13 protein-coding genes are annotated in these 14,856 nt (G+C 65.3%); 6 read left to right on the top strand and 7 right to left on the bottom strand.

The features are described from left to right. Positions 1 to 42 precede the first annotated feature (42 nt). The 4 genes from gabT to ACGYLC_RS02220 all read left to right on the top strand — a co-directional run bounded on the left by gabT (position 43) and on the right by ACGYLC_RS02220 (position 4,831). On the top strand, positions 43 to 1,443 hold the full coding sequence (gabT, locus tag ACGYLC_RS02235; protein WP_394421434.1) for a 4-aminobutyrate--2-oxoglutarate transaminase: 1,401 nt from the start codon (positions 43 to 45) through the stop codon (positions 1,441 to 1,443). A 232-nt stretch (positions 1,444 to 1,675) separates the two neighbouring features. Beyond that, the gene (locus ACGYLC_RS02230) at positions 1,676 to 2,665 is read left to right on the top strand and encodes a P1 family peptidase (protein ID WP_394421815.1); all 990 of its coding nucleotides are present in this window, start codon (positions 1,676 to 1,678) and stop codon (positions 2,663 to 2,665) included. Continuing rightward, positions 2,658 to 3,467 carry an alpha/beta fold hydrolase gene (locus tag ACGYLC_RS02225; protein ID WP_394421433.1) on the top strand — a complete coding sequence of 270 codons (810 nt, stop codon included), beginning with the start codon at positions 2,658 to 2,660 and terminating at the stop codon, positions 3,465 to 3,467. The genes ACGYLC_RS02230 and ACGYLC_RS02225 overlap by 8 nt, the downstream gene beginning before the upstream one ends. Then, positions 3,464 to 4,831: a tetratricopeptide repeat protein gene (locus ACGYLC_RS02220; protein ID WP_394398344.1), complete on the top strand. Its 1,368-nt coding sequence runs from the start codon at positions 3,464 to 3,466 to the stop codon at positions 4,829 to 4,831. Before ACGYLC_RS02225 ends, ACGYLC_RS02220 begins: the two co-directional genes overlap by 4 nt. Before the next feature lie 15 nt (positions 4,832 to 4,846). Here ACGYLC_RS02220 and ACGYLC_RS02215 read toward each other — a convergent pair whose 3' ends face one another. From ACGYLC_RS02215 to hemC, 5 genes are all read right to left on the bottom strand, one after another. Next, the gene (locus ACGYLC_RS02215) at positions 4,847 to 5,536 is read right to left on the bottom strand and encodes a fumarylacetoacetate hydrolase family protein (RefSeq protein WP_394421431.1); all 690 of its coding nucleotides are present in this window, start codon (positions 5,534 to 5,536) and stop codon (positions 4,847 to 4,849) included. 98 nt (positions 5,537 to 5,634) lie between these two features. Further along, the gene (locus ACGYLC_RS02210) at positions 5,635 to 7,344 is read right to left on the bottom strand and encodes a hydantoinase B/oxoprolinase family protein (protein ID WP_394421430.1); all 1,710 of its coding nucleotides are present in this window, start codon (positions 7,342 to 7,344) and stop codon (positions 5,635 to 5,637) included. 4 nt (positions 7,345 to 7,348) lie between these two features. Then, positions 7,349 to 9,424: a hydantoinase/oxoprolinase family protein gene (locus ACGYLC_RS02205; RefSeq protein WP_394421428.1), complete on the bottom strand. Its 2,076-nt coding sequence runs from the start codon at positions 9,422 to 9,424 to the stop codon at positions 7,349 to 7,351. Between the two features lie 62 nt (positions 9,425 to 9,486). After that, positions 9,487 to 10,419 (bottom strand): LysR family transcriptional regulator, encoded by a 933-nt coding sequence (locus ACGYLC_RS02200; protein WP_394421426.1) that lies wholly within the window; start codon positions 10,417 to 10,419, stop codon positions 9,487 to 9,489. Continuing rightward, a complete protein-coding gene (gene hemC, locus ACGYLC_RS02195) occupies positions 10,416 to 11,363 on the bottom strand; it encodes a hydroxymethylbilane synthase (protein ID WP_394398334.1) in 948 nt (315 codons plus the stop codon). The genes ACGYLC_RS02200 and hemC overlap by 4 nt, the downstream gene beginning before the upstream one ends. Before the next feature lie 84 nt (positions 11,364 to 11,447). On the opposite strand from hemC, the gene hemE reads away from it, so the two are divergent. Then, positions 11,448 to 12,488 (top strand): uroporphyrinogen decarboxylase, encoded by a 1,041-nt coding sequence (gene hemE / locus ACGYLC_RS02190; protein ID WP_394421424.1) that lies wholly within the window; start codon positions 11,448 to 11,450, stop codon positions 12,486 to 12,488. Positions 12,489 to 12,727: 239 nt separating this feature from the next. Here hemE and hemF read toward each other — a convergent pair whose 3' ends face one another. Further along, complete coding sequence (gene hemF, locus ACGYLC_RS02185; protein WP_394421422.1) at positions 12,728 to 13,609, bottom strand: oxygen-dependent coproporphyrinogen oxidase; 882 nt, start codon at positions 13,607 to 13,609, stop codon at positions 12,728 to 12,730. A gap of 16 nt (positions 13,610 to 13,625) precedes the next feature. Beyond that, complete coding sequence (idi, locus tag ACGYLC_RS02180) at positions 13,626 to 14,177, bottom strand: isopentenyl-diphosphate Delta-isomerase (RefSeq protein ID WP_394421421.1); 552 nt, start codon at positions 14,175 to 14,177, stop codon at positions 13,626 to 13,628. 166 nt (positions 14,178 to 14,343) lie between these two features. Here idi and ACGYLC_RS02175 point away from each other — a divergent pair, with 166 nt between their 5' ends. Beyond that, complete coding sequence (locus tag ACGYLC_RS02175; protein WP_394421420.1) at positions 14,344 to 14,835, top strand: c-type cytochrome; 492 nt, start codon at positions 14,344 to 14,346, stop codon at positions 14,833 to 14,835. Positions 14,836 to 14,856 lie beyond the last annotated feature (21 nt).

Raw genomic sequence — 14,856 nt, 5'->3', positions numbered from 1 at the left:
ACACATCACTGCTCCATTCTTTCGCAATAAGGTATCTGTTCCATGTCCAGCACCGTCAAGAAATCACCCCGGAAATCCGCTGCCAAAGCCAAAGCCGCGCCGCAGATCTCCGTGGTCGAAACCAATCCCGCGACCCAACCCGACGGTCAGACCAACGCCGATCTTGTCGCGCGCCGCGATGCGGCCGTGCCGCGCGGTGTCGCCTCCGCCGCGCCGATCTACGCGAAATATGCCGAGAACGCCGAGCTGTGGGACGTAGAGGGCAACCGCTACATCGACTTCGTCGGCGGCATCGGCGTTCTGAACACCGGCCACCGCCACCCCAAAGTGGTTGAGGCCGCCAAGGCGCAGGAAGATCATTATACCCACACCAGTTTTCAGGTCGTGCCCTACGGCCCATATGTCGAACTGGCCGAGAAGCTGAACGCGCTCGCCCCCGGTGATGCGCCCAAGAAGACGCTGCTGGTCACCACCGGTGCCGAAGCTGTTGAGAACGCAGTTAAAATCGCCCGCGCCGCCACCGGCCGTCCGGGTGTCATCGCCTTCACCGGCGGCTATCATGGCCGCACCCTGCTGACGCTGGGCATGACCGGCAAGGTCACACCTTACAAGAAAGATGTCGGCCCCTTCCCCGCAGATGTTTTCCGTGCGCCTTTCCCCTCTCTGCGCGACGGCATCACCGTGCAGGACGCGCTGACCGGGCTGAAGAACCTCTTCCTCACCGATGCCCAGCCTGAGCGTGTCGCCGCAATCATCATCGAGCCGGTGCTTGGCGAAGGCGGCTATACCCCCGTGCCCTTCGAGATGATGCAAGAGCTGCGCGCGATCTGTGACCAGCACGGCATTCTCTTGATCGCCGACGAGGTGCAGGCGGGCTTTGGCCGCACTGGCACATGGTTCGCGATCGAGCACTCCGGCGTGGTGCCGGACCTGATCACCGTGGCGAAATCCATGGCCGGTGGCTATCCGCTGGCCGGTGTCATTGGCCGCGCCGATGTGATGGACGCGATGGCCCCCGGCGGCTTGGGCGGCACCTATGGCGGCAACCCTGTGGCCTGCGCCGCCGCACTGGCAGCCATCGAGGCGATCGAGGACGAAGGTCTTCTGGCCCGCTCCACTGCGATGGGCGAAACGCTCAAAGCCCGCTTTGCCGAGATTGGCGAGCGTTCCGCCCCCTTCCGGTTCTGGGACATCCGTGGCCTTGGCGCCATGGTCGCCGTTGAATTCGTGACCGACTTCGACAGCGCCAAGCCCGACGCCGATTTCACCAAACGCGTCATCGCCCATGCGCTGAAACGCGGCCTGCTGCTGCTGAGCTGTGGCATGTATGGCAACGCCGTGCGCGTGATGGTGCCGCTGACAGCCTCCGACGCCATCGTCGAAGAAGGCCTCGCCATCTTCGAAGAGGCCGTCGCCGCCGCTGTCGCCGAAGAGCAGAAGTAAACCAAACCGTCACACCGGATGGAGCGGGCGCGCGGGGCAACCTGCGCGCCCATTTTTGTGTCGCCCCTCCGGCGGGGGCATCCTATCCCCCCTCGGGCCTTGGCATCCGCCGAGCAAGCGCGCAAACTCCGCCCGAAATCAACGCCGGAGAGACGATGCCCTTGTTAGCCCTCTGCCCCACGCGCACCCTTGCGGGGATGTTTCACGTGAAGAGCCTGCCATGAGCGCGCCGATGCGTCCCGGCCCGCGCAACCTGATCACCGATGTGACAGGGCTGAAGGTGGGCAACGCGCAGGATGCGCGGCTGAAATCCGGCAGCACCGTGCTGATCGGCGATGCGCCTTTCACCGCCTCTGTCCACGTCATGGGCGGCGCCCCCGGCACGCGTGAGACGGACCTGCTGGCCCCCGACAAGACCGTCGCGGCGGTCGATGCGCTGGTGCTCTCGGGCGGCTCTGCCTATGGGCTGGATGCCTGTTCGGGGGTGGTGGATGCCCTGCGCGCGCGGGGCCGCGGCTTTCGTGTGGGGGACGCGCTGATCCCGCTGGTGCCCGGCGCGATCCTGTTCGATCTCCTGAACGGCGGCGAAAAGGATTGGGCGCAGAACCCCTATGCCGATCTTGGCCGCCAAGCTTTGGAGGCGGCGGGCCAAGAGTTCGAAATAGGCTCAGTCGGCGCGGGCACCGGCGCGCTGAGCGCGATGGTCAAAGGCGGCCTCGGCTCCGCCAGTTTGCAATTGCCAGATGGCAGCATGGTCGGCGCGCTTGTCGGGGCCAATCCGGTGGGGGCTGTTACCACCCCCGGCGACCGCTACTTCCACGCCGCCCCCTTTGAGATCGACGCAGAGTTCGGCGGGCTGGGGCCGGACCCTTCCGCCGGGCTGGGGCTGAGCTTCGAGAACCGCAAGATGGCCGCCATGTCCGCCCGCGCCAATACCACCATCGCCATTGTCGCCACCGATGCCACGCTGACCAAGGCCGAATGCCAGCGCGTTGCCGTGGCGGCCCATGACGGCATCGCCCGCGCCGTGGTACCCGCGCATATGCCCAATGACGGCGATCTGGTCTTCTCCCTCTCGACGGCGGCGCGGCCTGCGGGAGATGTGGCGATGATCGGCCATGCCGCCGCGCTCTGCCTGTCGCGCGCCATCGCCCGCGCCATCTATGCGGCCACCCCTGCCGATGGGGATCTCTTGCCTTGTTGGAGCATGTTGAATGCCTGATCTGCCCCTCTCCGATATCTCACTTCATTACGAGGTCGACGGGCGTGGCCCGCCGCTTTTGATGCTGGCCGGGATGCTGAGCGACAGCGCGAGTTGGGGCGCACTGGCCCCTTTGCTTTCCGATCGCTTCACCCTGATCCGGCCCGACAACCGCAGCACCGGGCGCACGACCCCTTGGGATGCCGAAACCTCTGTCGCGCAGATGGCGCGGGATGCGCTGGCGCTGATGGATCATCTGGGGCATGAGACCTTTCATGTCGTCTGCCATTCCATGGGCGGGCTGATGGCAATTGAGCTTTTTGGCCTCGCGCCCGAGCGCATCCAAGCGCTCAGCATCCTCGCCTCTGCCCCAGTTCGCGCGCCGCGTACCATGGCAGTCTTCGACGCGTTGCTCGCCGTGCGCCGCGCGCCGGAAGGGGAGCAGCTTTGGCTGCGCGCGCTCTACCCTTGGATTTTCGCCCCCGGTTTCTTCACTGACCCCAACAATACCGAGGCCGCCCTCGCCGCCGCACTGGCCTATCCCCATGCGCAGAGTGCGGATGCCATGGCCCATCAACTCGAAGCCTTGCGCGGTTTCCGCCCGGCGGTACGGCCCTCGGACCTGACCTGCCAAACCCAAGTGCTCCACGGGGCCGAAGACCTGCTGATCCCCCGCGCCGCCGCCGAGGCGGCTTTTGCAGAAATCCCCGATGTGACGCAGACCACCCTGCCCGATGCAGGGCATTCGATCCATTGGGACGCAGCCCCCGCCGTCGCCCAACACCTGCACCAGTTCCATGACACCGCCGGAGACCCGAGATGACACAAGACCTTTATGGATTGGAAACCTCTACCGACCGCCCGGACACCTTGCAGGCGATCAATGACTTCATCCACGGCTTCCTGTCCTACCAGCCCAAGGCCGCGGGCGTGATCGCCGCCGCCGATGCCGACCCCGACGGCCCGCTGATCAATGCCTATGCTGCCCTTTTGTGGATGTTCCTCGAACACCCCATCGCCCCTGAGAAAGCCCGCCCCTATCTGGACCGCGCCAAGGCGGCCCCCGGCGCGAATGCCCGCGAACAAGAAGTAATCCGCGCCGTTGGTCTTTGGATCGACGGCGATGTGCCTGCCCTCGTCGCCGCCTGCGACGCCATCACCGACCAATGGCCGCGCGATCTGGCGATGCTGAAACTGGCGCAATACCACCTGTTCAACACCGGTGATGCCGCAGGCATGTTGCGCATGGCGTTGAAATCTCTGCCCGAGGCCGAAGACATCGCCTATACCCACGGCATGATCGCCTTTGGCTATGAGCAATGCCACCTGCTCGACCGGGCCGAGGCTGCCGCCCGCCGGGCGATGGAATTGCGCCATGATGAGCCTTGGGCGCATCATGCGCTGGCCCATGTGATGCTGACCCAAGGCCGCGTGGCCGAAGGCGCGCGTTTCATGGAGAGCGTGGCCGAGACGTGGTGCGATCTGAACTCCTTCATGCGAAGCCACAATTGGTGGCATCTGGCGCTGTTCTACCTGTCGCAGGGCCGTCACGACGATGTGCGCGCTGCCTATGATCAGCATATTTGGGGGCTGGAGAAAGACTATTCCCAAGACCAAGTCGGCGCGGTGTCCCTATTGGCGCGGATGGAATTCGCAGGCGTCGATGTGGGCGACCGGTGGGGCGATGTGGCCGAGCATGTGGCGGCGCGCGGGGCGGATACGGTGAGCCCCTTCCTCACGCTTCAATACCTCTACGCCCTTTGCCGCACCGGGCGGCCCGAGGCGGCAGGTATGCTTACCGCGATCGAAACCCGCGCGACCGAGTCCACCGCCCATGACCACGCCGCATGGGCCGAGGTCGCGCTGCCCGCCGCCCGGGGTATCGCCGCCCACGCCAAGGGGGAGTGGACTACGGCGATCCGCGAGCTTGGCATGGCCCTGCCCCGCATGGCCGAATGCGGAGGCAGCCATGCGCAGCGTGACCTGTTCGAGCAGATCCACCTCGACGCGCTGGTGCGCGATGGCCGCGCCTCGGCCGCGCAGCAGGTGCTTGAGATGCGTCGCACCTATGACCCCGATGGCGTGCCGCTGAATCTGATGCTGGGCGAGGTCTATGAAAAGACCGGCCTGCCCGATCTGGCGGCCCAAGCCCGCGCGCGGGCGGAACGCACGCTGGCCGGGGCCTAGACCGGGCGACGCGCCTTAGGCGCGGGGGCCGACGGTGACCTCGAATTCGGAGATGCCGTCGACCCCCCCGGTGATCACGTCGCCGGGCTTTACCGCCGCGACACCGGCGGGCGTGCCGGTCATGATGATGTCACCCGGTGCCAAGGTCACGGCCTGCGACAGGGTGGCGGTATGCTCCCGCACCGACCAGATCATCTGCGACAGATCGGCCTCCTGCTTCATCTCGCCGTTCACCGCGAGCCAAAGGCGGCCCTTCTCGACCGAAGGGACATCGGCGATGGGCAGGATCGGCGCGATGGGCGCGGAGTTGTCAAAGGCTTTGGACCAGTCCCACGGGCGGCCCATCTTCTTGGCCTGCGCCTGAAGATCGCGGCGGGTGAAATCAATGCCCACAGAGGCCCCCCAGATATGATCCATCACATCCGCTTCCGCGATATTCGCCCCCCCCTTGCCGATGGCGATGACAAGCTCTGCCTCGAAGTGGAAATCCTCCGTCAGCGGCGGATAGGGCACGGTGCAGGGCGTATCCAGCGTGGCATCGGCGGGCTTGGTGAAAAAGAACGGCGGGTCGCGCATATCATTGCCCATCTCAAGCACATGCGCCTCATAGTTGCGGCCCACGCAAAAGACACGGCGCACCGGAAAACGGTCGCTGGTGCCTTGAACGGCAAGGCTGCTTTGCTTGGGGGGGTCAATCACATACATCACGGGTGTTCCTTTTGGCGTAATGCCGCCAAGGAACACCCGCGCTTTGTAACAGTCAATGACCCCGCGCCTTTATAAGCCCTTGAACGGCCACTCTTTCAAAGTTCGGCACCTTTGCGGATGGCCTCTTGCACCTCGGCGATCTCCTCGGCGCTCAGCCCATAATCCGCCGCCGCCACCTCGGCGCTGATGTAGCCGCGCAGCAGGTCGCGTTTGACCTGCGCCTTGGGGCGTTCCTCGGCGGGGCCGTAGCCGGCACCGCCCGGGAAGGCCATCATCACCTTGGCGCCTTGCGGCACGAACTGCTTGCCCTTGCCGCGCATCGGCGTGCCGTCGTCGCGGGCGATGGTGGTGGGGGCACCGGGCTTGCCCCCCTGCCGCCCGCGCGCGGGGTGATCGACGCGGTCGAACATCGCCTGCATGTCGAACTCATGCCCCTCGCGGGCGCCGACGACCATGTATTGCCCCAGCCCGCCGCGCTGGCGGCCCGCGCCGCCGCTGTCGGGGCGCAACTCCTTGCGCCAGATCACCACGGGGCCTGCGTGTTCCGTGGCCTCCACTGGCATGGTCATCACGCCCGAGGGGAAGGCGGTGGCATTGAGCCCGTCGTGTTCGGGCCGCGCGCCGGAACCGCCGGAGTTGAAGGTCAGCACCTCGGCCCGGCGCGCACCCGCAGGCGGTTTGGCATCGGTGCGGGGCCGCAGGCTGACCTGAAAGTTACACAGACAGCCCGCGCCCTCGGCCGGGACGAGGTTCGGCAGGATCTGATCCAAGGCTGCGTAGACCGTATCCGGCACGAAATGCCCCACGATATGCCTCAGCGCCACGGGCGCGGGGTGCACCGCGTTGACGATCGTGTCCTCGGGCGCGGTGATGCGGAATGGCTCCAGCGAAGCGGCGTTGTTCGGGATTTCCGGCGCGATGGCGCATTTCAGCGCGTAGCAGGCATAGGCCTTGGTATAGACCAGCGGGCAGTTGATACCCTTCTTGTCGATCCCGGATGTGCCCGCGAAGTCCGAGAGGATGTGATCCTCGGCAATGCTTACCGTGACCTTCAGCGTGATCGGCGTGTCGAACCCGTCGATGGTCATCTCGCCCGTCGCCTGCTGGCGGGGCAGTGCTGCGATCCGTTCCAAGGTGGCTCGGCGCGAATTATCGAGGATGAAACCGGCGATGCCGGTGAGATCGTCGAGGGCGAATTCCTCCATCATGTCAATCAGGCGTCGGTGCCCGATCTCGTTACAGGTGGTCAGCGCGTAGATGTCACCGATGAGCTGGTCTGGCTCGCGCACGTTGCCGCGAATGATCCGCACCAGCGTCTCGTCGACCTTGCCCGCATCGGCGAACTTCATGATCGGCAGGTAAAGCCCTTCCTCGTAAACACTCGCCGCATCCGCACCGAACCCGCGCCCGCCGATGTCGACGATATGCGCGGTACAGGCAAAGAACCCGACAATCTTGCCGCGGTGGAAGGAGGGCGTGACCATGGTGATGTCATGCAGGTGGCCCGTGCCCTCCCAAGGGTCGTTGGTGATATAGACGTCGCCCTGAAGGATGTTCTGCCGCCCGATGCGCCGGATGAAATGCGCCACCGCGTCGGCCATGGCGTTGACGTGGCCCGGGGTGCCGGTCACCGCCTGCGCCAGCATCCGGCCATCGGTGTCATAGACCCCGGCCGAGAGGTCGCCCGCTTCGCGCACCGAGGTCGAGAAGGCGGTGCGCACAAGTGCCTGCGCCTGTTCCTCGACCACCGAGATCAGGCGGTTCCACATGACCTGATAGGCGACGTTGGAATGTGTCTGTGCCATGGGCTTACCCTTTCACGGTGATGTCGATGCAGCCGTCGGGCTGGCAGATCGCCCGGCGCGAGGCGGGCAGGATGATCGTCGTCTCATCCTCGGTGATCGCGGCGGGGCCTTGGGCGGTCTGCCCGGGGGCCATCTGCCCGCGCAGCACCACGTCGGCCTCGCGGTATTCGGCCAGCGCAGGGTCGAAAATGCGCCGGGTTAGAGCCACATCCGCCGCGTTCCCCGGTCTCTCTTCCGCGACCCGTGCGACTTTTTCCGGCGGGGTGGTGGCGTTGACCGACCAGACCGTGATCTCGATGTCCAAGCCTTCGACCGTGCGGCCGAAAAGCTTGGTGTAATCTGCCTCGAACAACGCTTCGAAACGCGCAGCATCGGGGGTCAGGGCATCGGCCTCGTCCAGCACGATGGGGATCTCCCAGCCCTGCCCGCTGTAGCGCATGTAGACCTTGTATTCCGACAGAATCTCGGCCCCGGCGTCGCAGTTGCGGACAAAGCCGGTGGCCTCGTCGCGCAGTTCGGCCAGCAGTGTCTTGATCCGGCCCGCCTCGAAATCCGATAGTTTCATATAGACCGAGCGGTTGGCCTCGAAGCTGAAGGGTGCGCGCAGGAAACCGATGGCCGAACCGACACCGGCGCCGGGTGGCACCAGCAGGCGCTCAACGCCGAGCTTTTCGCACAGTCGCCCGGCATGCAGCGGGGCCGCGCCGCCGAAGGCGATCATCGTGTAGTCGCTGAGGTCTTCGCCGTTCTCCACCGCATGGACGCGGGCGGCATTGGCCATGTTCTCGTCCACCACCTCGGCCAGACCGAAGGCGGCGGTGGCGGCGTCCATGTCCAGTTCCTGCCCGATGACTTGGCTCAATGCAGTCTCTGAATTACCGGTCTCGAGCCGGATCGAGCCGCCGGCGAAATTCTCGGGGTCGAGTTTGCCCAGCACCAGATCGGCATCGGTCACCGCGGGCTTCTCTCCGCCGCGGCCATAACAGGCCGGGCCGGGCTCGGAGCCCGCGCTTTCCGGCCCCACGCGGATCTGCCGCATTGCGTCCACATGGGCGAGGCTGCCGCCGCCCGCGCCGATCTCCACCATGTCGATCACCGGGATCGAGATCGGCATGCCGGAGCCTTTCTTGAAGCGATAGGTCCGCGCCACCTCGAAAACCCGGCTGGTTTTGGGGGTCTGGTTCTTGATCAGGCAGATCTTGGCCGTGGTGCCGCCCATGTCGAAGCTCAGCACCTTGTCGAGACCGTAGCGCGCGGCGATATTGGCGGCGAAGACCGCCCCGCCCGCGGGGCCGGATTCCACCAGCCGCACCGGGAATTCGGCGGCGCTTTCGATCGAGATGATGCCACCGCCCGAATGCATCAGGAAGATGTTGCAGGAGACGCCTTCGTCTTGCAGCCGCCCTTCGAGCCGCCCGAGGTAGCTCTTCATCAGCGGCTTGATATAGGCATTGGCGACCACGGTGTTGAAGCGCTCGTATTCGCGCATCTGCGGCGAGACCTCGGAGGAGATCGAGACCATGACGCCGGGCAGGCGCTCTTCCAAAACCTCGCGGATCATCCGCTCGTGTGCGTCGTTCAGGTAGGAGTGGATAAGCCCCACAGCGACACTGTCATAGCCCGCTTCGGCGATCCGGCCGGCCAACGCCTCGACCTCGGCCCGGTCGAGCGGCAGCAGCACGGCGCCGGTGGCATCGACGCGCTCCTCCACCGTGTAGCGCATCTGGCGCGGCAGCAGCGGTTCGGGAAGGTTGAGGTTCAGATCATACTGCTCGAACCGGCTTTCGGTCCGCATTTCGATCACGTCGCGGAAGCCTTGGGTGGTGATCAGCGCGGTCTTGGCGCCGCGCCGCTCGATCAGCGCATTGGTGGCCAGCGTGGTGCCGTGGATGATCTGGGTGAGGTCGGCAGGCGTGATCCCGGCCTTGGCGCAGACCTGATGCATCCCGTCGATGATCGCATTTTCGGGCGCGGCATAGGTCGTCAGCACCTTGGTCGAGAAACTCTCGCCGCCCTTTTCCAGCACCACGTCAGTAAATGTTCCGCCGATGTCTACGCCCAGTCGGATGGTTGATGCCATGTCTCACTCCTGTTTGGACACAGGATAGGGGCGGGCGCAGCATCGGCGCAAATTATTATATTCTATGGGTGTGAAAGGTTTTTTCGATCCTCGGCATCGAAAGCCCGGGCGCAGTCACGGGCCAGTTCGGCGGCGCGGGTGACATAGGCGGGCGTGCGATCCGCATGGTAACGTGCCGCGACTTGCAGCGGGCGCGGGTGCCACGCGGCGGGCAAAATGCGCAGCGCCCCGTCGGCCAGCGCGGCTGCCACCATGACACGCGGCATCACCGCCACACCCATGCCGTCAAGCACCATATTCATCGCTGCCGACAGGCTGCTGGAAGGCACCAAACGGGCCTTGGGCGCGGTCGTGCCGTCGAAATGGCCGATCAGATCGAAATGGGCCTGCGTATGGCGCGCATGGCCCAGCACCGGATGGCGCAGCATGGCGGCAAAGTCGGGCGCGGGGCCGATCTGCGCGGCCAACTCAGGCGCGGCGACCCAGATGTAGTCATAGGTCGCAAGGTCCAACTGCCCGCTCGCCGGAGTCGAGAAGGGTGCGGTTTGCAGGGTCAGGTCAAGCGCATGAGCGGCAAGCTCCTGATCCAGATCGCGCGACAGATCGACGGTAAGTTCGACGGTAAGATTGGGATAGGCATCGGCCAAAGCGCGCAGGAAGGGGCGCAGCCATGTGCTGGCGACCACTTCGGTCACGCCAAGGCGCAGACTGTCGTCGATCAGGTCGGGCCGCGCGGCGGTCTCGACCAGTGTTTCGGCTTCGCGCAGGACACGGCGGGCTTGGGTCAGCAGGGCGGTGCCCTTTTCGGTGAGCCGGATCGACCCGGCATCGCGCTGCATCAGGGTGACGCCGAGCGTTGCCTCCAGCCCGGAAATCCGGGCCGAGATATTGGGCTGTGTCGTGTTCAGATGCGCGGCGGCGCGGCGAAAACTGCCAAGGTCCGCGACCCAGATCAGCGCTTCAAGCTGTTTCAGCGTGAAGAGATTGCCGATCATTCGCGCCAGTCAAAGAAACCCGGTCCGGCCTCGGACAGAAGCTTGCGGGCCATCGCCTCGCCCGCCGCGGCGCCGTCGGAAATGGCGCAGGTCACGTCATCGCCGATCGCATCGGACCCATCGGGGCGCAACACCTGCCCGCGCAGGCGCATCTCAGTGCCGTTGAGTTCGGCCAGACCAGCGATCGGCGTCTCGCAAGACCCGTCGAGCGTGGCGAGGAACGCACGTTCGGCGGCAAGCTGTTCGCCGGTCTTGCGGTCATGGATCGCCGATAGCATCTCGGCGGCGCGGCTGTCGCTCTCACGGCGCTCCACCCCAATCGCCCCTTGGGCGATGGCAGGCAGCATGTCGTCGGGATGCACGGCGGCCTGCGGCACGTCGTCCATTTGCAAGCGGTTCAGCCCGGCCATGGCGAGGAAGGTCGCCTCGGCCACACCATCGTCGAGCTTCTTCAGCCGGGTTTGCAGATTGCCGCGGAACTCGACAACTTCCAGATCCGGGCGGCGCAGTTTCACCTGCGCGCGGCGGCGCAGGCTGGAGGTGCCGACGACCGCGCCTTCGGGCAACTCGGCGATGGACTTGAGATGCGGCGAGATGAAAGCGTCGCGGAAATCCTCGCGCGGCAGATAGGTGTCGATCAGCAGCCCCCCGGGTTGCAGCGTGGGCATGTCCTTCATCGAATGCACCGCGATGTCGATGGAGCCGTCCAGCAGCGCGGCCTCGATCTCGCGGGTGAACAGCCCCTTGCCGCCGATCTCTTTCAGCGGGCGGTCGATGATCTTGTCACCCGTGGTCTTGATCACAACGATGGTGAAAGCCTCGAACGGCAGGTCGAAGGCGGCGGCGAGCCGGTCGCGCACCTCATTTGCCTGCGCGAGCGCCAGAAGCGATCCGCGTGTGCCGATGTTGAGAGGCCGGGCCGGGGTGGGAAGCTGATACGTCATGACGCATCCCTACCCCCGTCGACATGAACTGACAACTGCTGTACCTGCGCTACCTACGGGTTTGCCACAAATAGGAACGCCATAATGACTGCGAATAAGACCATCCTGCGTGCCCTTGCGGGCGAAACCCTGCCGACGCCACCGATCTGGATGATGCGGCAAGCCGGGCGCTACCTGCCTGAGTATCGCGCGACCCGGGCGCAAGCGGGGGATTTCCTGTCGCTGTGCTACAACCCGGAACTGGCCGCCGAGGTGACCTTGCAGCCGATCCGCCGCTATGGTTTCGACGCCTCTATCCTTTTCGCCGACATTCTGCTGGTGCCGCAGGCGCTTGGCGCCGACCTGTGGTTCGTCACCGGTGAAGGCCCGCGTCTGTCGACGATCACGACCAAGGCCGAGATGGAAGCGCTGAAACCGGCGGACGCCATCCATGACCACCTCGCCCCGATTTACGAAACCGTGCGCATCCTGTCGCGCGAACTGCCCGAAGAGACGACGCTGATCGGTTTCGCGGGCGCGCCTTGGACGGTGGCGACCTATATGATCGCGGGCAAAGGCACGCCGGATCAGGGGCCGGCCCATGCGCTGAAGGACGAGAACGCGGAGGTCTTCGACGCGTTGATGGAGCGGATTACGCTGGCGACGATCGAATACCTCGACATGCAGATCAAGGCCGGTGCCGAGGTGGTGAAGCTCTTCGACAGCTGGGCTGGATCGCTGGAAGGCACGGATTTCGACCGCTATTCGACCGAGCCGCTGCGCCAGATCATCAGCGCGTTGAAGGCGCGTCATCCGGGCGTGCCGGTAATCGCCTTCCCGCGCGGGGCCGGGGCGCGTTTCGCCAATCTACATGCCGCCACTGGGGCGGACTGTATCGCCGTCGATGACGGCGTGAGCGCGGAGTGGGTGGCCGAACATGTGCAACCGCATGGCTGTGTGCAGGGCAACCTGAAGTCCTCGCATATGGTGACAGGCGGGGATGCGCTGGTGCAGGAGACGCGGGCGATTTGCGACGCGCTGTCGAAGGGGCCGCATATCTTCAATCTGGGGCATGGGATCACACCGGATGCGGACCCGGAGAATGTGCAGTTGATGATTGATACGGTGCGCGGGACGCGGGGCTGAACACCCGCGCTAAGAGATGAGGGCCATCGCCTGCCCGCGGGTTGGCGATCTGACGGCTGTTATAGCCACTTTATCTATCAGCCTTGATGTGCGCCCTCGAGGTCACGCCAAGCCTTACCAAATCGCCTACCCGGTCGCACCGAAGGTGCGCCCTCAATATTGCGGCACGCCTTTGGCGTGGCGGGCGGGCAGGCGATGGCCCGGCGCCTACGGCTTGATTCCGGGCCGGGGTGGCTACCTCAAACCCACTTCGCCATCGGCGGCAGGCTCATCAGCACCGCGTCGGGGTCATGCCCTGTCTCCAGCCCGAACTTCGTGCCGCGGTCATAAACGAGATTATACTCGGCATAGAGCCCGCGGTGCCGCAGCTGCACATCCTTGTCGTGCATGTCCCACTCCATCTCGCGCCGCGCCTCGACCAGCGGCACATAGGCGGGCAGGAAGGCGCGCCCGACGTCTTGCGTGAGCGCGAAATCCGCCTCCCAATCGCCGCTGTTGCGATCGTCGTAGAAAATTCCCCCTACGCCCCGCGCCCGCTTGCGATGGGGGATGTAGAAATACTCATCGGCCCAGGCCTTCAACTCGTCATAGAGCGTCTCGCCATGCGGGTCGCAAGCGGCCTTCATCTGGGCGTGGAAATGCGCGGTGTCCGCGTCATACTCGATGCAGGGGTTCAGGTCGGCCCCGCCGCCGAACCACCAGGCGTGCGGGGTCCAGAACATGCGCGTGTTCATATGCACCGCCGGCACATGCGGGTTTTGCATATGCGCAACAAGGCTGATCCCCGAGGCCCAGAAGCGCGGGTCCTCGGCCATGCCGGGCAGCCCCTTGCGCGCCGCCATCGCGGCCTGCGCGCGCTCGCCCAACTCGCCGTAGACGGTGGAGATGTTCACGCCGACCTTCTCGAACACCCGCCCGCCGCGCATCACCGACATCTCGCCGCCACCCGCGTCCGAGCCGTCGGGCGCGCTGCGCTTGGTGTGGCTGACGACGAATTGCCCGGCCTCGGCTTCGCCCACGTGGCGCGCCTCGATGTCGTGGAAGGCCTGCACGATCTCGTCGCGCAACTTCCGGAACCAGTCGGCGGCCCGTGTTTTCTTGTCTTGCATGTCGTCGGTCATCGCCGCGTCCTTCCTGTCACTCATTGCCGTGGCCGCCGAAAATCAGCCCCGCGTGCTGGTCCATGTAGATGCGCAGCCAGGGGGTGTAGGCTTGCGGATTGCGGGCCAGATCCACGCGCAAATCGTCGAGGTCCTGCCAGCGCGTCTCCATGACCTCTTCCGGGTTCGGCGCGATCTTCAGCCCCGCCTCGGCATCGGCCAGAAAGACCTCGACCACCTCGTGTTCGATCAACCCGCCGCCCACGTCGGCGCGGTATTCCACCTGCCCGCGGTGCCGCAGCGCGAGGCCGGTGATCCCCAGCTCCTCCCGCAACCGCCGCGCGGCGCAGAGCTCGGCAGGCTCCTCCCAGGCCGGATGGGTGCAGCAGGTATTCGCCCAGAGCCCCGGCGTGTGGTACTTGCCAAGCGCGCGCCGTTGCAGCAGCAAGCGCGACCCATCCATCACGAAGACCGAGACCGCCTTGTGCCGCAACCCGCGCTTATGCGCCGAGAGCTTCTCGACCGGCTGCAGTATGCCGTCGACCCATGCCGGCAGTATGATCCCGGTTGTGCATTGCCCGTCGCCCATCTGGTCCCCTTGCGAAAAATCCACCGCCGCTTATCGGGGGAATTGCCTTTCGGCTCAACCAATAACCCCCCAAGGCGCCGCCGCTGCTTCATTTTGGCGCAACGGCGCCGTCTTTACCCGGCCGTCCGCGGCGCTAGTCTCTCACCGGAAACCGGAGGAACCCCAAATGAAAACATCCATCGCAACGATCCTGACACTCTGCCTCGGCGCCACGCCCCTTCTGGCGGAAAGCCACGCCAGCGGCGACCCCGAGGCCGGGGAGAAGGTCTTTCGCAAGTGCAAAAGCTGCCACATGATCACCGATGACGAGGGCAACGACATCCAGAAGGGCGGCCGCACGGGGCCGAACCTTTATGGTATTTTCGACCGCGTCGCGGGGTCGGTTGAGGATTACCGCTATGGCGATTCCATCGTCGCAGCGGGCGAGGCCGGCCTGAAATGGAACGAAGAAGACTTCGTCGCCTATCTCGCCGACACCAAGGGGTTCCTTGCCGACTACCTCGACCAGACCAGTGCGAAATCGAAGATGTCCTACCGTCTGAAGGACGAGGACGATGCGAAGGACGTCTGGGCCTATCTGGTCTCGGTCGGCCCCGAGGTCGAGATGGAGGCCGAGGCAGACGCCGAGACCGAGGAAGAGGCAAAGCCGACAGAGTGATCTCGCCAAAATTCGAAAAAG

This window comes from Sulfitobacter sp. 1A12157, assembly GCF_043557345.1.
Classification (GTDB): Bacteria; Pseudomonadota; Alphaproteobacteria; order Rhodobacterales; family Rhodobacteraceae; genus Sulfitobacter.
Note: the sequence above shows the minus strand (reverse complement) of the source record. Positions and strands in the feature narration are given on the sequence as shown.